General features: G+C 74.7%; 16 protein-coding genes. 11 read left to right on the plus strand and 5 right to left on the minus strand.

The features are described from left to right. Position 1: 1 nt before the first annotated feature. The 11 genes from moeB to KOV94_RS15130 all read left to right on the plus strand — a co-directional run bounded on the left by moeB (position 2) and on the right by KOV94_RS15130 (position 8,921). Positions 2–1,177 (plus strand): molybdopterin-synthase adenylyltransferase MoeB, encoded by a 1,176-nt coding sequence (moeB, locus tag KOV94_RS15080; RefSeq protein WP_124343294.1) that lies wholly within the window; start codon positions 2–4, stop codon positions 1,175–1,177. Positions 1,178–1,233: 56 nt separating this feature from the next. Next, positions 1,234–1,782 carry a CYTH domain-containing protein gene (locus tag KOV94_RS15085; protein WP_124343295.1) on the plus strand — a complete coding sequence of 183 codons (549 nt, stop codon included), beginning with the start codon at positions 1,234–1,236 and terminating at the stop codon, positions 1,780–1,782. Beyond that, on the plus strand, positions 1,782–2,243 hold the full coding sequence (locus tag KOV94_RS15090; protein ID WP_124343296.1) for a CYTH domain-containing protein: 462 nt from the start codon (positions 1,782–1,784) through the stop codon (positions 2,241–2,243). The genes KOV94_RS15085 and KOV94_RS15090 overlap by 1 nt, the downstream gene beginning before the upstream one ends. 196 nt (positions 2,244–2,439) lie before the next feature. Then, a complete protein-coding gene (locus KOV94_RS15095; protein ID WP_218052488.1) occupies positions 2,440–3,075 on the plus strand; it encodes a dTMP kinase in 636 nt (211 codons plus the stop codon). After that, positions 3,072–4,076, plus strand: a complete 1,005-nt coding sequence (locus tag KOV94_RS15100) for a Gfo/Idh/MocA family protein (RefSeq protein WP_200829735.1) — start codon at positions 3,072–3,074, stop codon at positions 4,074–4,076. The genes KOV94_RS15095 and KOV94_RS15100 overlap by 4 nt, the downstream gene beginning before the upstream one ends. After that, positions 4,073–5,308: a DegT/DnrJ/EryC1/StrS family aminotransferase gene (locus KOV94_RS15105; protein WP_218052489.1), complete on the plus strand. Its 1,236-nt coding sequence runs from the start codon at positions 4,073–4,075 to the stop codon at positions 5,306–5,308. Before KOV94_RS15100 ends, KOV94_RS15105 begins: the two co-directional genes overlap by 4 nt. 53 nt (positions 5,309–5,361) lie before the next feature. Beyond that, entirely contained in the window at positions 5,362–6,129 is a 768-nt protein-coding gene (locus KOV94_RS15110; protein ID WP_124343299.1) for a cupin domain-containing protein, read from the plus strand. Beyond that, positions 6,129–6,989, plus strand: coding sequence for an orotidine-5'-phosphate decarboxylase (gene pyrF / locus KOV94_RS15115; RefSeq protein ID WP_124343300.1), 861 nt, complete (start codon positions 6,129–6,131; stop codon positions 6,987–6,989). Before KOV94_RS15110 ends, pyrF begins: the two co-directional genes overlap by 1 nt. Then, the gene (tmk, locus tag KOV94_RS15120) at positions 6,986–7,606 is read left to right on the plus strand and encodes a dTMP kinase (RefSeq protein WP_124343301.1); all 621 of its coding nucleotides are present in this window, start codon (positions 6,986–6,988) and stop codon (positions 7,604–7,606) included. The genes pyrF and tmk overlap by 4 nt, the downstream gene beginning before the upstream one ends. Next, complete coding sequence (locus KOV94_RS15125; RefSeq protein WP_124343302.1) at positions 7,603–8,295, plus strand: SDR family NAD(P)-dependent oxidoreductase; 693 nt, start codon at positions 7,603–7,605, stop codon at positions 8,293–8,295. The genes tmk and KOV94_RS15125 overlap by 4 nt, the downstream gene beginning before the upstream one ends. Continuing rightward, the gene (locus KOV94_RS15130) at positions 8,292–8,921 is read left to right on the plus strand and encodes a GTP cyclohydrolase II (protein WP_124343303.1); all 630 of its coding nucleotides are present in this window, start codon (positions 8,292–8,294) and stop codon (positions 8,919–8,921) included. Before KOV94_RS15125 ends, KOV94_RS15130 begins: the two co-directional genes overlap by 4 nt. 25 nt (positions 8,922–8,946) lie before the next feature. Here the strand turns inward: KOV94_RS15130 and KOV94_RS15135 are convergent, their stop codons facing one another. The 5 genes from KOV94_RS15135 to KOV94_RS15155 form a co-directional block, all read right to left on the minus strand. Further along, the gene (locus KOV94_RS15135) at positions 8,947–10,728 is read right to left on the minus strand and encodes an ABC transporter ATP-binding protein (protein WP_218052490.1); all 1,782 of its coding nucleotides are present in this window, start codon (positions 10,726–10,728) and stop codon (positions 8,947–8,949) included. Next, positions 10,725–12,629 carry an ABC transporter ATP-binding protein gene (locus KOV94_RS15140; protein ID WP_124343305.1) on the minus strand — a complete coding sequence of 635 codons (1,905 nt, stop codon included), beginning with the start codon at positions 12,627–12,629 and terminating at the stop codon, positions 10,725–10,727. Before KOV94_RS15140 ends, KOV94_RS15135 begins: the two co-directional genes overlap by 4 nt. Before the next feature lie 127 nt (positions 12,630–12,756). Then, a complete protein-coding gene (locus KOV94_RS15145) occupies positions 12,757–14,253 on the minus strand; it encodes a cellulose binding domain-containing protein (RefSeq protein WP_218052491.1) in 1,497 nt (498 codons plus the stop codon). A 143-nt stretch (positions 14,254–14,396) separates the two neighbouring features. Further along, positions 14,397–14,645, minus strand: a complete 249-nt coding sequence (locus KOV94_RS15150) for a hypothetical protein (protein ID WP_160142853.1) — start codon at positions 14,643–14,645, stop codon at positions 14,397–14,399. An 11-nt stretch (positions 14,646–14,656) separates the two neighbouring features. After that, positions 14,657–15,946 (minus strand): beta propeller repeat protein, encoded by a 1,290-nt coding sequence (locus KOV94_RS15155; RefSeq protein WP_218052492.1) that lies wholly within the window; start codon positions 15,944–15,946, stop codon positions 14,657–14,659. Between the last annotated feature and the right edge of the window lie 71 nt (positions 15,947–16,017).

Raw genomic sequence — 16,017 nt, forward strand, 5'->3', positions numbered from 1 at the left:
CGTGACCGCTCCTGCCGCCACGCTGCCCGGGCCCCTCGTCGAGCCGGCCGGCGAGCTCACGCGCGAGGAGACCGCGCGCTACAGCCGGCACCTGCTGCTCCCGGAGGTCGGGGACGCGGGGCAGCGTCGCCTCAAGGCCGCCCGGATCCTCGTCATGGGGGCCGGCGGGCTCGGCGCGCCCGTCCTGACGTACCTCGCTGCCGCGGGCGTCGGCACGATCGCCGTCGTGGACGACGACGTCGTCGACGTCTCCAACCTGCAGCGCCAGGTCCTGTTCGGCCACGACGACGTCGGCCGGCGCAAGGTCGAGGCCGCGGCGGACCGGATGCGCGCGATCAACCCGCACGTGACCGTCGTCGAGCATGCAGTCCGGGTGGACGCGTCGAACGCGCTCGACCTGTTCCGCGGCTACGACCTCGTGATCGACGGCACCGACAACTTCGCGACGCGCTACCTCGTGAACGACGCGTGCGTGATCCTCGGGCTGCCGTACGTGTGGGGCTCGGTCTTCCGCTTCGAGGGTCAGGTCAGCGTCTTCTGGGAGCAGTACGGCCCGCAGTACCGCGACCTGTACGGCGAGCCGCCGCCGCCGGGTCTCGTGCCGTCGTGCGCGGAGGGCGGGGTGCTCGGCTCCCTGTGCTCGATGGTCGGGGCCACGATGGCGACGGAGGCGCTCAAGCTCATCGTCGGGACGGGCGAGCCGCTCGTCGGTCGCCTGCTCGTGCTCGACGCCCTGGCGATGCGGTGGCGGAGCCTGCCGGTCGCGCGGCAGGAGGGCACGCTGCGCGTGCGCACGCTCGACGAGTGGCCCTACGAGGAGCGGTGCGCGCTGCCCGGTGCCGCCAGGTCCGCCACGGCGGCGGGCGCGGAGATCACGGTCCCGCAGCTCCAGGAGCTCCTCGCACGGCCGGGCGGCCGGGACGGCGTGACCCTCGTCGACGTGCGCGAGCCCTTCGAGCACGAGCTGGGCGCGATCCCGGGCAGCCTCCTGCGGCCCAGCGGCGACCTGCGCACCCGCGAAGGGCGTGCGGAGCTCCTCGGCCACCCGGCGGTCGTCCTGTACTGCAAGTCCGGCGCCCGTTCGGCCGCCTGCCTCAGTGCCCTGCGGGCGGACGGGCACGCCGACGTCCGCACCCTGGTCGGCGGCTACGACGCGTTCGCGCGGAGCACGTCGTGACCGCCGCACCCCCCGCCGCCCCGACGCCCGCCCGTCCCGCCCCCCGGAGGTCCCCCGTGCCCGCAGACCCGCACCCCGCGTCCGAGCTCGAGCTCGAGCTGACCTTCCTCGCCGACCGCGTGCCCGACGAGGTGCGCGGCACGCACCCCGTCCGGCTCGTGGACGTGTACGTCCCCGAGGACCGGCAGGTGCACCCGCGGCTGCGGCTGCGCCAGCAGGGTGACCGGTTCGAGCTGACCAAGAAGCTGCCCGTGGTCGAGGGCGACGCGTCGCAGCACCACGAGCTGACGGTCACGCTCGACGACGCGGAGTTCGCCTGCCTGGCCGCCGCGAGCGGGCGCCGGGTCGAGAAGGACCGCTACCGCGTCGTCATCGACGGCCACCCGGCCGAGGTCGACGTCTTCCGCGGCGACCTGCAGGGTCTCGTGCTCGTCGACTTCGAGTTCGGCGACCGCGCCGACCTCGAGTCGTTCGTCGCGCCGGCGTGCTGCGGGCCCGACGTGACGCAGGAGGACTTCATCGCCGGGGGCCTGCTCGCGGGCCGCGCCTACGCCGAGATCGAGCCCGAGCTGGACCGGCTCGGCTACACGCGTCTCGACGTGTGATGCGCGAGATCGAACGGAAGTTCCTCCTCGCGTCGGTGCCCGACGGGACCGGCCGGTGGGTCCGGGTCCGGCAGGGCTACCTGGCGCAGGACGCGCGGGCGGCGGTCCGTGTGCGGGAGGTGGCGGGCCGCTTCTGGCTGACGTGCAAGCGGGGGGAGGGGATCGTGCGCGAGGAGTGGGAGGTCGAGCTCAGCGCCGCGCAGTGGGAGCAGCTGTGGCCCGCCACCGGCGGCGCACGGGTCGAGAAGGACCGCGGGCGCGTCGACCTCGACGGTGCGGTCGCGGTCGTCGACGTCTTCGACGGACCGCTCGCCGGGCTGCGGCTCGCGGAGGTCGAGTTCCCGACGCGCGCGTCCGCGCACGCGTTCGTCCCACCGCCGTGGGTCGGCGCCGAGGTCACCGACGACCCGCGCTACGGCAACCGGTCCCTCGCGGTCAGGGGGCTGCCCGTCCCCGGATGACGCGTCGGGGCGCCGCGCCGCACGCCGGGCGCGCGCTCCCGGCGCCGTCGCAGCACGCCACGTGCGCGCCATCCACACCGTCGTGGACGGACGACCGGCGGGCGGGTCGCAGGACCCGCTGACCGCCGGCGACGGCACGACGCCACGTTCTCTCGAAGGGGGTTCCACCGTGCATGCGTCCTCACCGACCGTCGTCGTGATCGAAGGGATCGACGGCGCCGGCAAGTCCTCGCAGTGCGGCCGGGTCGCGGAGCGGCTCACCGACCGCGGCCTCCGGGTCGTCACCTGCGCGCCCGACCGGCCGTTGCGACGGGTCTACAAGTCGTTGATCGACGACGCCGACGGCTTCCCCGACGCCCGCACCTCGGTGCTGCTCGGGCTCGCGGACTACGCCTACGCGACGCAGGACGTCCCGCCCGCGGACGTCGTCCTGCTCGACCGCTACGCCTACTCGTCGTGCGCCGACGCGCTCGCCCTGGGGATGCGGCCCGACCAGGTGCTGCCGCTCCTGCGGCTGTTCGACGCGCCCGACCTCACGCTCCTCGTCGACGTGTCGCCCCGCGAGGCGCTCGCGCGCAAGGGCGGGGCGTGCTCGCTCGCGGAGGCCGGCGGCCCCGAGGTCCTGCGCGGCGCCGGGTCGTTGCCTGACGCGTTCGTGACGTACCAGAACGCCGTGCGGGACGGGTTCCTGCGGCTCTTCGCGTCGCACACCGGACGCCACGGCTTCCACGTCGTCGACGGGGAGCGGTCGCTCGACGACGTCACCGACGCGTTGTGCGACGTCGTGCTCCGGGCCTGCGGCGCGGGTCTGCCCGAGGCGGTCGACGCGTGACCGGCCCCGTGAAGCGCGTGGGCGTCGTGGGCGTGGGGCACCAGGCGACCGAGGACCACCTGCCCGCGGTGGAGGCGTGCCCGCGCACCGAGCTGCGCGCGGTGTGCGACATCGACGCGGCGACAGGGTCGCCCGTCGCGGCGCGGTACGGCGTCCCGTTCTACGAGTCCGTCGACGTCATGCTGCACGACGAGGACCTCGACTTCGTCGTGGTCACCGTGCCGCACGGAGTGCACCGCGACGTCACCGAGCGCGCCATCCGCGCGGGCGTCCATGTACTCAAGGAGAAGCCGTTCGCGGTCAGCGCGGCCGACGCGCGCCACCTCCAGCAGCTCGCGGACGCCCACGGGATCCAGGTCATGACGACGCTGCAGCGGCGCTTCAACCCGACCTACACGAGCTTCTTCCAGCTCGCGGACCAGATCGGCACGCCGTTCGCGGTCGACGTCCAGTACACCCTCGGCGTGGAACGGCCCGACGAGGGGTGGCGGGGCCAGCGCGCGATCGCCGGCGGCGGATGCCTCATCGACATGGGCTACCACATGCTCGACCTGCTGATCTGGTACCTCGGCCTGCCCGACCGGCTCGCCGCGACGATCTCGTCGCGCGCCATCCCCGGCCAGGAGTACGACGCCGAGGACACCGCGAACGTCCTCATGACGTGGGACTCGGGCCTGCACGGCACGATGCGGATCTCGCGTGCGATGCCGCCCAAGACTGAGCGGTTCCGGCTCGTCGGGACCGACGGCACGATCGAGATCGAGCGCGGGGTCATCCGCCGCTTCCGTCGGGACGGCGAGCTGCTCGAGGAGCTGCGCCGGCTCGGGGCGTGGGCGCCTGCGGCCGTGAGCCAGCTCGAGTTCTTCTGCGACGTCGTCGACGGCCGGGCGGAGAACCACGGCAGCCCCGGCTACCACCTGCAGCACACCACCTTCATCGACGCGGCGTACCGTGCCGCCGCCACGGGCCACGTGGTCGACATCAAGGGAGCGCTCGTATGACGACGACCGACGTCCACATCCCCGCGGTCACGGCGCCTGAGCCGCACTTCGTGTGGCCCGTCGTCGACGAGGCGACCCTCGAGGCGGTGCGCGCGCAGCTGGTCGAGTCCGTCTCCGTCTACGACCGCTCGGGCGTCGTCGCCCGTGTCGAGGACGCGCTCGCGCGCTGGCACGGCGTCCGGCACGCCGTCCTCATGAGCTCCGGCACGTGCGCGCTGCACGCCGCGTACGTCGCGGCGGGCGTGGGTCCGGGCGACGAGGTGATCGTCCCCGCCTACACGTTCTTCGCGACGGCGAGCCCGCTGCTGCAGACGGGCGCGACGCCCGTCCTCGTCGACTGCGACGAGCGCGGCAACCTCGACCCGGCCCGGGTCGCCGACGCCGTGACGAGCGCGACCCGCGCCATCGTGGTGACGCACATGTGGGGCCTCCCTGCCGACGTCGCGGCGCTGCGGGCGATCGCCGACACGCGTGGGCTGCTGCTCGTCGAGGACACGTCGCACGCCTTCGGCGCGTCGGTCGACGGGCGTCCGGTCGGCGCGTTCGGGGACCTCGCGGCGCAGAGCCTCCAGGGCCAGAAGCCGCTCACCGGCGGCGAGGGCGGCGTGCTCCTCACGGACGACGACGAGCTGTACTACCGGGGGGTCGCGATCGCGCACTACAACGTGCGGTGCAAGCGCGAGATCCCGGCCACCCACCCGCTGGCGCGCTACGCCGTGACCGGTCTCGGGCTCAAGTGGCGGATCCACCCGGCCGCCGCCGCCATGGTCGAGCAGCAGCTCGGCGTCCACGACGCCGTCCGCTCCGGACGCGACGCGTGCGCCGCGCGCATGGCGGCCCGCCTCCGGCGCCTCCCGGGCGTCGAGGTCCTGCTCCCGCGTGAGGGCGAGCAGGGCTCGTGGTACGCGCTCGTCCTCCGGCTCGACGACGCCCTGCTCGCGCACGTGGACGCCGACACGCTCGTCGAGCGCTTGCACCGGGAGGGTGCGGTCGAGGTCGACCGGCCCGGCAGCACCCGCCCGCTCGCGCAGCTCCCGCTGTTCCAGGACCCGGGCGGTGCCCTGCCCGCCTATGCGGGCCGCAGCGGCGCCCGGCCCGAGGACTACCCGGCCGCGAACGACTTCTTCGACCGCACGCTCAAGCTGCCGGTGTGGCACCGCGCGGCGGACGTGCCGGTCGTCGACCAGTACCTCGACGCGTTCGACAAGGTCTGGGCCGAGCTCGGCCTGTGACCGGCCGGTCGCGAGGACCGGTCCCACCCGCACCTGCCACCGAGAGGACGAGCGTGCCGTCAGACCTGCGCACCACCACCACGCCGACGGGGCGCGCCGGCGTCGCGCCACACGACTTCGACGACCTGCGCGCCCAGCTCGTCGCGGCGACGCGCGGCCCGCGCGACTCCGACGCGCTCGCGCAGGCTGGACGGCTGCTCACGACCGCGTTCGCGGACCGGGCGGGCGGTGCGGCGCTGCTCTCCTCCTGGGCAGACCGCCTGCGGGACGGCCGCACGACCGTGCGCGGCCGCTCGCAGGTCCACCACAACGGCTTCGCGAAGATCTCGCTCGCCCGCCTCGACGGCGGGTGGAACCTACGGCTGCACGTCTGGCCGGCAGGCCAGGGCGACGCGCGCGTCCACGACCACCGCTGGTCGTTCGCGTCGATCGCCGTCGACGGTGCGCTCGACGTCGTCAACTACTCGCGCGACACCGGGCCGGACGACGAGGTGCGGCCGTGCTACCGGCTGTACGACGCGACCGGCGACGGCGAGAAGCGTCTCGAGCGGGCCCCCGACGAGGCGGTCCGCCCGACGAGCTCGTACCGCATCGGGGCCGGCGCCTTCCACGTCCTCGACTTCCGCGACCCGCACGTGGTCCGGAACACCACCGCGACCGACGCGGTGACGCTCATGCTGTCCGGCCCTGCCCGACGCGAGTTCTCCCACTCGTACGGTGCGCGCGACCGCGACGACGTCCTGCCCGCCCCCGCCCTCGTCGACGACGAGCGCGCCATCGACCACGTCCGGCTCGTCGCCGCACGCCTCAGGAGCGCCTGATGACCACCCCCACCCCGTTCGGGATCCGACTGCACGACGCCATCGAGCGCACCGGCCGACTGTGCGTCGGCATCGACCCGACCGCCCGCGACCTCGACGCCTGGTCCCTGCCGGACGACGCCCGCGGAGCCGCGCGGTTCGCCGCCGCGATCATCGAGGCGTCGGCCGGGCAGGTACCCGTCGTCAAGCCGCAGGCCGCGTACTTCGAGCGCTTCGGTCCGGACGGCGTGGTCGCGCTCGCGGACACGATCCGGCTCGCGCACGCGGCCGGCCTGCTCGTCCTGCTCGACGCGAAGCGCGGGGACATCGGGTCGACCAACGCCGCGTACGCCGAGGCCTACCTACGCGCAGGTGCCCCCCTCGGCGTCGACGCGATGACCGTCTCGCCCGTCGCGGGCGTCGCCTCGCTCGCGCCGTTCGTCGACGTGGCCCGTGCGGAGGGTGCGGGGCTCTTCGTCCTCGCCCGGACGTCGAACCCCGAGGCGTACGCGTCCCAGACCGCCCGCGAGACGGACGGCGGAACGGTCGCCGAGCACGTGCTCGCGTGGCTGCGCGCGCAGAACGCGGGTCAGGACGTCGGCTCGTTCGGGTGCGTCTTCGGCGCCACCGTCGACGACAGCCACGACGCGCTCGCAGGTCTCCACGCCTTCGTGCTCGCACCGGGCCTCGGCGCCCAGGGGGCCACCGCCGACGACCTGGCGAGGCGGTTCCGGGACGGGCGGTTCGTGCTGCCCACGACGTCGCGTGCGATCGCCGCCGCAGGCCCTTCCCTCCGCGCGGTCGCCGCGGCCGTCACCGACACCGTCGAGGCCTGCACCGACGCGTTGCGCCCGGTTCGCGTCCAGGACTCGGCGCGATGACGCGCGGGCGCCTCGTCGCGGTGTGCGGCATCGACGGATCCGGCAAGACCACGCAGATCGAGCGCGTCGTCGACCATCTGCGGGCGCAGGGGCGCGACGTCGTCGCGACCCGGCAGCCGACGGACCGCTACCGGCAGGACGCGACGGTCCGCGCCGCGCTCGACCTCAGGCTGGAGCTCGCGCAGATCTCGCCCGAGCTGGCGCTGTTCGCGGCCTTCGACCGTCTCCGCCACCTGCGCGAGGTCGTGGAGCCCGCGCTCGCGGCCGGGAGCTGGGTCGTCACCGACCGCTACGTCTACTCGAGCTACGCGTACTTCCTCAGCCGCGGGATCGCGGAGGTCGACTGGCTCACCGCGATCAACCGCCACGCACCCCGTCCCGACCTCACCGTCGTCGTGGACGTCCCGCCGGAGCTCGCGGCGGTCCGGATCGTCGCGCGCGACGGGTCGTCCCGCAAGCGTGAGGAGCTCGACCTCGACCGGATGCAGACCGTCCGGGCGGCGTTCCGCGACCAGCCGTGGGGCGCGCACGCCGACTACCACGTCGTCGACGGGACCGACCCGGTGGAGCAGGTGTGGGACCGGGTGCGCACGCTCGTCGACGGGCTCGCCGGATGAGCTCGGCGCTGGTCCTCGGGGCGGACGGCGGGATCGGGCGCCAGGTGGTCGCCCAGCTGGCCGCGTCCGGGTGCGGCACCGTCGTGACGGCGGACCGTCGCGGTCCGGTGGACCACCTGGTCGACGTGGCGGACGACGGCGCGACGTCGCGCTACTCGCGGTGGCTCGACGGGTTCGAGCAGGGCGGCGCGATGCCCGACCTGGTCGTGTGGTCCGTCGGCGTGTACCCGCGGCGGCCGCCCCACGCGTACGGCACCGACGCGACGCGCGCTGTCGTCGACGCCAACCTCACGGGCTTCCTGCGGTTCGTCGCGGCGCTCACACGCGTGCAGCGGCGCGACGGCCGCCCGCGACGACTCGTGGTGATCGGCAGCCAGGCCGGCGCGACGGGCGGCACCGACGCCGTCTACGCCGCGTCGAAGGCCGGGCTGAACGCGGTCGTGAAGTCGCTCGCTCGGGAGTACGCGTCCCTGCGGCTGATCGCGAACTGCGTGAGCCCCGGTCCCACCGACACGCCGATGGCGGACGTCATGGGCGAGCGGCGCGCGCACTACGAGCGGGCGATCCCGCTGGGTCGCTTCAGCAGCGCGTCCGAGGTCGCGGCCGTCGTCGTCTGGCTCCTCACCCAGGCGCCCGAGGCCGTGCTCGGCACCGTGATCGACGTCGACGGAGGGCTGGTGCGCCGATGAGCGTGAGGATCCTGGAGCGCACGGGCGCCATCCGCATGCGGACCCCGTTCGGCGAGTTCTCGCTCGAGGCGTTCATCGTCGCGGAGGGCGCGTCGATCGACACGCACCTCGCGGTCGTGCACGGGCAGCTGGGCGACACCGTCCCGGTGCGCATCAACTCGGCGTGCCTCACGAGCGAGGTCTTCGGCGACGACCGGTGCGACTGCGCCTGGCAGCTCGAGGAGACGCTGCGCCGTATCGTCGCCGAGGGCTCGGGCGTGGTCCTGTACCACCAGAACCAGGAGGGCCGCGGAATCGGCCTCTTCCGCAAGATCCAGTCGTACCGGCTGATGAGCGAGGGGCTCACGACCAACGAGGCGTTCGCCGCTCTCGGTGAGCCGACCGACGCCCGCACGTACGCGGCCGCCGCGAGCATCCTCGACCTCCTGGGTGTCCGTCGGGTGCGGCTCATCAGCAACAACCCGACCAAGGCGCGCGCCCTGCGGGAGGCCGGCCTCGAGATCGTCGAGGTCGCGGAGGTCGTCGGCGCGCACAACCCGGCGTGGCGCTCCTACCTGCTGAGCAAGGCACAGGACTTCGGGCACACGATCACGCTGCCCGCCCGCACGACCCCGGTCGTCTCGTAGACCTGTCATCCGGGCGGGACGTCTGTCACGACTCCGCGTAGGCGCGTGCCTGCAGCGACCACAGCTCCGCGTACCGACCGTCGGCGGCCAGCAGGTCCGCGTGGGTGCCGTGCTCGACCACGCGACCGGCGTCGAGCACGACGATGCGGTCAGCGAGCCGGACCGTCGACATGCGGTGCGTGACGAACAGCGTCACGCCGCCGACCCGCGCGGCGACCTCGGCGGCGTTCGCCTGGTACGCGTCGACGAGCCGTTGCTCCGCGAGCGCGTCGAGCGCCGCGGCGGGCTCGTCGAGGACGAGGAGCAGAGGGTCAGACCGCATGAGTGCGCGTGCGAAGCCCACGTTCTGCCACTGCCCGCCTGACAGGTCGCGGCCGTCCGCGTAGCCGAGCCCGAGGACGTCCTCGACCGCGAGCTCGTCGGCGATCGGTGCACCCGTCCGCGACAGGGCGTGCCGCACCGGCCCGGGCGCGTCGACGTCCTCGAGCCGGCCGATCCCGACGCTGTGCTGCAGCGACAGCTCGACGCGCGCGAAGTCCTGGTAGAGCGCGGCGGTGCGCTCGAACCAGCGGTCGGGCGAGACGGTCGCGAGGTCGGCGCCGCCCACCAGGACCTGGCCGGACGTCGGGCGGTAGAGCCCGGCGAGCAGCTTGAGGAGCGTGCTCTTGCCGGCGCCGTTCTCACCGACGACCGCCACCGACGTGCCGGCAGGCAGGTGCAGGTCGACGTCGTCGAGGACGGTCCTGTCCGTCCCGGGGTACCGGAACGAGACGTGCGACAGCCGGATGCCGTCCGCGCTGCGGGCCGGGAGCGGGCCGCTCGGGGGCAGCGCCGTGTCGGCCTCCACCTCCGTGCGCATCGCGACGAAGCGGCGCAGTCCCGCGGCGGCGCGGTGCACCGAACCGAGCAGCTCGACGCCCGCGGACATCTGCACGCTGAGCTGGGTCGCGAGCGTGATGGTGAGCACGACGTCGCCCACGCTCGCCCGGCCCGCGCGCGCCAGCGCGAACGCGCCGACGACGGCGCCCGCGTAGGCGACGCCGAACGCGAGCTGCCCGCCGCTGCGCAGCAGGGCGTACCGGACGTCGGCGCGCGACATCGCGCCCGCGTACGACTCGAGCAGCGCACGCTGCCGGTCCACGAGGAAGTCGGCGCTGCCGCTGAGCCGGATCTCCTTCTGCGAGACGGGGTTCGCGGCGAGCCGGCGCAGCGCGCGGATCGACCGGGTGGTCGGTGACTGCGCCTCACGGGTCTGCTGCAGCCCGCTCTCCGCACGCCGGCCGAGCAGCACGGGGACGACCGCCACCAGCGCGAGGAGCGGCAGCCACGGGGCGACCGTGGCAAGCACGACGGCGGTGAGCAGGGTCTGGACGAGGGTGGCGCCGAGCTGGAGACCCGTCTGCACCGTCGTGCGCACCTGCATGACGTCCTGGCGGAGCAGGTCGACGCGGTCCGCGAACGCGGGGTCGTCCGCACGGTCGAGGTGGTGCGGGCCGTTCACCAGCCGCAGCAGCTCCCGGTTGAACTCCTCGTCGGTCACCTCGGCGAGCTCGAAGTAGTAGAGGTGCGCGAAGTGGCCGAGCATGAGCTCACCCGTGAGCGCGACGGCCGCGACCACGACCCATCCCGTCGCGGTACCGACGTCGCCCGCGATCGCGGCGTCCACGAGGCGTCCCGCGCCGAGCGCGACCACGGGGGTCGCGACGGCACCGAGCAGGAGCAGGCCCGCGCCGATCGACAGCCGGCGGCGGTCGATCCGCCAGCCGAGCGCGAACAGGCGCCCGAGGCAGAAGAGCACGTCCCTCATCGACCGACCTCCGTCTCGTCCACGGCGCCGAACCGGCGCGCCTGCACCTCGAACATCCGGCTGTACGTGCCGCCGAGCGCGACGAGCTCGTCGTGCGAGCCCGCCTCGCTGATGCGTCCGCCGTCGAGCACCACGATCCGGTCCGCGCGCCGGACGGTGGAGAACCGGTGCGAGATGACCAGGCTCGTCACGCCGCGCGTGAGGTCGAGGAACGCGTCGTAGAACTCGGCCTCCCCTCGCGCGTCGAGCTGTGACGTGGGCTCGTCGAGCACGAGGACGGATGCGCCGTGCCGGACCGCGAAGAGCGCGCGGGCGAGCGCGAGCCGCTGCCACTGCCCTCCCGACAGATCACGCCCGCCCGGCAGCGCCCGGGTCAGCGGGGTCTCGAGACCGGCGGGCAGCTCGTCGAGCAGGTCGCCGAGGCCGACGCGCGCCAGCTCGGCGCGGATGCCGTCGGTGTCGTCCCGGTGCTCGATCGCCCCCATCGCGACGTTCTCGCGCAGCGGCAGCTCATAGCGGAGGTAGTCCTGGAACGTCACCGCGAAGGATCGCTGCCACGCGTCCGCGTCGAGCGTCCGCAGGTCGGTGCCGTCGACGCGGACAGCGCCGCGGTCGGGGTCGTAGATCCCGGTGAGGACCTTGACGAGCGTCGTCTTGCCCGCGCCGTTGACGCCCACGAGCGCGGTCGACGTCCCGGCGCGCAGCTCGAGGTCCAGGCCGTCGAGGACCGGCGGCCCGCCCGGGTAGGCGAAGTGGACCCGGTCGAGCCGGACGGCGTCGCGCGCGACGACGGGGGCGGACGTCCCGGCGGGCGACGTCGTGCGCGCGTCCTCGCGCCTGGTGATCGCCTCGAACTCGAGGAGCGCCTCCCACGCGCTGCGGCCGTAGACGAGCTTGACGTCGGCCTCGGGGAACACGACGCCGAAACGCCCGCACAGCAGGATGGCCTGCACGGCGATGCTCACCGCGGCGACGGAGGCGACGTCGGAGCGCGCGACGAGCAGGAGCGCGACGACGGAGCCGACGAGCGCGACGGCCGTGTACGCGAGGAACGGCACCCCGTACACCCGGCGTCGCCACTCCCAGAGCGGGTCGAGCACGGCCCGGCTCTCGGCCACGTAGCGCGCGTCCAGCCAGTCGACGAGGCCGAGCGTGCGGATCTCCTTGGCGGCGCGCGTGCTCGTCGCGAGGTCCCTGACGTACGCGACCCGACGGCGCAACGGCTGGAACCGGCGGACGAGCTGCCCCCAGCGGTGGAAGGCGGTCGTCTGCCCGAGACGCGCGACGAGCGCGACGACCGCCCCGGCGAGGGCCGCCTGCCACCCGACGGCGACGGCGAGGAGCGTGACGGCCCCGACGAGCTGGGTATACCGCGCCCAGAGCGCGAGCCCGCCCTCGACGGCCGCCCCCGGTGTGAGCGTCCACTGCTCGAACGCCTCGTCGGCCTGGCTGAGCCGGTCCGCCACGTCGGGTCGTTCGAGGCCCGCGAGGGTCGCCCGACGGAGCGCGAAGTCGGTGAGGCGCTCGATGCACGCGGCGTCCACCCGACGTGCGACCGCACGCGACAGGATGAGCTGGACGGGGGCGAGCAGCTGCTGCAGCAGGAACGCTCCCACGGCGAGCACGAGCCAGGGCGTGACGCCCTCGCCGTCGAGCTCCTGGAGGGCCACGCCGGTGCCGACCATGAACGCGACCGGCGCCGCGCCGGCGAGCACGTGCACGGCCAGCGTGGCCGTGACGACTCCGCGACCGGCGTAGGGGAGGAGCTCGCGCAGCTGTGCCGCGGCGACGCGCCGCTCGCGCAGACGCCTGCCCGGACGAGCCCACCACGGTCCGCGATCGCTCTCGAACGGTGACGTGCTCGGGGTCCTCCGCTCCGTGGGCGCGGTCGGGACGCTCATCGTGCACCTCCACCTAGGGTCGACGCAGACTCGGGCCGGCGACACCCTCCCGCAGACTGTGACTGCAGTCGTAGGCGATTTCACCTGGTGGACCGTGCGCCGGCGGGGACGCCCGTGACGGTGCCGGTCAGGGCGAGCAGCCCACGGTGCCGTCCGGCGGCGGCGTGCCCGTGCCGAGGAAGCCGTACACCGTCGAGCGACCCGTGGCGAGGGTGCCGTTCCACGCGGCGTTCCGGACGGTGACGGCGGTGCCGGACGTCGCGAGCTCGCCCGACCAGAGCTGCGTGACCGCACCACCCGCAGGGAGGGCGAAGGTCGTCGTCCAGCGGGTCAGCGAGGTGAGCGCCCTGACCTCGACCGACGCCTGGTACCCGCCCGGCCAGCGACCGCCGACGGTGAGCGTGGCCCGGCATCCGGCGGGCGGCATGGTGTGCGTGACGGTCGGCGACGGCGTGGGCGTGACGGTCGGCGACGGCGTGGGGGTGGGCGTGGGTGCCGGGGTGACGGTCGGCGTAGGTCCGCCGCCCAGCCCGAGATCGCGCAGGAAGGCCGTGAGCCGGGCCGCGATGACCTCGTGGTCCCGCACGGACGGGTGCCAGTGGCAGCCGCCGTAGTCGAGGCCCTCGTTGCCGTAGTACCAGGAGCGCACGCGGTCGTCGCCGTCGGCGTTGCGCTCGTCGACGACCCGCTGCGCGAGGTCGGGCAGGTCGGTGCCGGTGTGGACGTACGTCGCGCTGACGACGAGGTAGGTGTCAGGCCCGTACCGCTCGCGCAGCGTGTCGAGGTAGCCGTGGTACGCGGCGACCCACGCCTCGCGCAGCGCGGACGTCGTGGGCCACGTCTCGTTCGCGTTCAGGGGCGTCGAGAAGTCGTTGATCCCCAGGCCGACGACGACCGCGTCGGGGTGCCAGGACGAGGGCCGGTCCCAGGGGGCGTCGACGAACGGCAGCGCCCGGGCCTCGTAGGTGCGGTAGCTCGTGCCGGGCTCGCCGCCCGCGTAGTTGCGCACCATCCCGCGACCCGAGAACGCGTTGACCTGGTAGTCCGCGCCGAGCGCCCGGGCGGTGAGCGCGCCGAACGACAGGTCGGCGTTCGTGGTGCGGGTGACCTCGTCGCCCGTGCACTCGCGGCTCTCCGACGTGTTGCCGTAGCCGGCGGTGTACGAGTCGCCGACGAGCTCGAGCTGGAGGGCGCGCGCGGGCGGCGCGGACAGGATCTGCGACCCGTCGACGGGGACGAAGCCGCCGAACGTGCTCGTGGCCCACGGGACCTCGCTGCGCTTGACGACGCGCACGGTGTGCTCGCCCGCGCTCAGCCCGGTCACCCGGTACGTCGTCGCGCCCGGGGTCACGAGCGTCGCGACGGTGCGGCCGTCGACGGCGACGTCGTAGTCGCCGTACGCGTCGTCGAGCACGATCCCGACGCCCGTCCCGCGGAACCGTCCCTCGAAGTACACGCCGGGCCACGCGTGCTGCCACGTGCCGCCCGACGTGACGACGCGACCGGCGGTGTGCACGGTCGCGTCGAGGGCGGGGTCGGCGGTCGCCGCGACGGCGGCTCCCGGGACGAGCGCGACGACCGTCGCGATCGCCGTCAGCGTCAGGGTGGTGCGCAGCGCTCGCACGCCGGGTCCCTTCGTCGGTGTGAGCCGGCCGGGATGGGCGGCGCCCTCTGCCTACCGACCCGGCCGGTCGCAGCGACAGCCGGTGAAGCGATTCGACGACGACGGCGCGGGTGGACGTGCGGCTCGCTCGGCGGCGGCGACGCTCAGCGTGCCCCGGGCAACGGCCCCCACCGCAGCGGCTCGTCGGGCCACGGCGTGCGCCGTGCGGTCGACCGCCGGGCGAGGACGACGCCGCACGCGGTCGCGACGACGGTGAGCACGACGCCCACCCACGCGGCCCCGACCACGAGGAGGGTCACCGCGGCGACGACACCGACGACGGCCGCGAGCCCGGACGCGGGGCCTCGGCGCAGGACCGCGGCACCCCCGCCCAGGAGGGCAGCCGTGACCACGAGCAGCGCGCTCAGCGGGACGACGCGGCTCGCGGCGAGGAGGTCGTCGCCACCGGGCGGGGTCCGCCACGCGAGGTCCGCCGCTGCGGTCGCCGCGAGCACGAGGCCCGAGGCCGCGAGCAGCGCGACGCCTCCGGTCCGGCGACCGGGCCCGACGGACGCGTCGGGTCGCCGCCCGCGGACGCGACGACGACGAGCGCGACCGCGACGCCCACCGGGAGCGCGAGCGGCAGCGGCGGGCGCGGCGTGTCGGGTTGCTCGGGGATCGGGACGAGGACCTCGCGCGCGCCGGGGAACGGGTGGCCGAGCCGCTCCCACGTGCCGTCCTCGTGCCGGAGCGCGAGGCCGTCGCCGCCGTTCGCGGCGTAGACGCGGTAGCCGTCGGGTGTCGGCAGCACGGCCACCTGGCGCGTGCGGATCACGCCCGCCGGCGGGTCGTACCGGCGGGCGAGCGTGCCGAGGAGCTCGGTGGGCACGGACCAGTCGACCCGCCAGGTCCGCCCACCGTCCGTGCTGCGCTCGACGCCGAGCGGGCCGTGGTCGACGACCGCGTCGCCGGCGCGGAGCGGCCGGTAGCACTCGTCGGGCTGGTCGGGCACGCACGCGCCGGGCTCGTCGCGCGACGTGGCGAGCGCGGCGGCGACAACCTCCCGGGCATCGCCGTCGGTGACCGCGGCCCAGGTCTCGCCGTCGGTCGAGCGCACGGGCTCGCCGTCCTGCCGCTCGACGACGACCGCGCCGTCGACGACGGCGACGGACCGCACCGTGTCGCCCTCGGCCGGCGCGGAGGTCGCGACGGTCGCGAGCACCGCGACGGGCAGGACGACCAGCCACCGGGCGGGCACGGGCCGACGGCGGTCGGCGCCAGCCGCCGGTCGGACGCCGGCTCCCACGCACCACGCCAGCGCGAGCACCGGCAGCGCGGCGAGGTCGGTCGGGTCGTGACGCACGCCGCCCGGGCCGTCGACGAGCGACCAGGCGGCCGACGCGACCGAGGCGCCGGAGGGCGTCGCCTTGACGACGGCGAACAGCACGCCGACGAGTGCCACCGCGACCGTCGCGACGACGCGGTCGGACGCCGGTCGCGGGCGACGCCAGACGAGCGCGAGGACGACGGCGACGAGCGGGGGAGCGACGAGGAGGCCGGCGAGGTCGGAGAGCTTCCCGGTCCACCACGTGCCGAGCGCGGCCTTCAGGACGTGGTCGTTGAGGAGGAGGAGGACCACGGCCACGCACGTCGACGGGTGGCACAGCCAGCGCAGCGCGGCGTCGTGAGGTGGCCGTGCGTCCGCGTCAGTCATGGCTCCTCCGGGTCGTCGTCCTCGTCATCGACACGGCGAGCCACGGACTTCAGCCCGACGACGTCCGCACC

It is taken from the genome of Cellulomonas algicola, from assembly GCF_019024305.1.
In the GTDB taxonomy this organism is placed as follows: domain Bacteria; phylum Actinomycetota; class Actinomycetes; order Actinomycetales; family Cellulomonadaceae; genus Cellulomonas; species Cellulomonas algicola.

Bases quoted from the DNA above. Each gene is read 5' to 3' on its own strand.
- KOV94_RS15130 (WP_124343303.1), top strand. From the start codon at position 8,292: ATGAGCGTGAGGATCCTGGAGCGCACGGGCGCCATCCGCATGCGGACC.
- KOV94_RS15090 (WP_124343296.1), top strand. From the start codon at position 1,782: ATGCGCGAGATCGAACGGAAGTTCCTCCTCGCGTCGGTGCCCGACGGG.
- KOV94_RS15125 (WP_124343302.1), top strand. From the start codon at position 7,603: ATGAGCTCGGCGCTGGTCCTCGGGGCGGACGGCGGGATCGGGCGCCAG.
- KOV94_RS15135 (WP_218052490.1), bottom strand. From the start codon at position 10,728: ATGAGGGACGTGCTCTTCTGCCTCGGGCGCCTGTTCGCGCTCGGCTGG.
- pyrF (WP_124343300.1), top strand. From the start codon at position 6,129: ATGACCACCCCCACCCCGTTCGGGATCCGACTGCACGACGCCATCGAG.
- KOV94_RS15105 (WP_218052489.1), top strand. From the start codon at position 4,073: ATGACGACGACCGACGTCCACATCCCCGCGGTCACGGCGCCTGAGCCG.
- KOV94_RS15155 (WP_218052492.1), bottom strand. From the start codon at position 15,946: ATGACTGACGCGGACGCACGGCCACCTCACGACGCCGCGCTGCGCTGG.
- tmk (WP_124343301.1), top strand. From the start codon at position 6,986: ATGACGCGCGGGCGCCTCGTCGCGGTGTGCGGCATCGACGGATCCGGC.
- KOV94_RS15140 (WP_124343305.1), bottom strand. From the start codon at position 12,629: ATGAGCGTCCCGACCGCGCCCACGGAGCGGAGGACCCCGAGCACGTCA.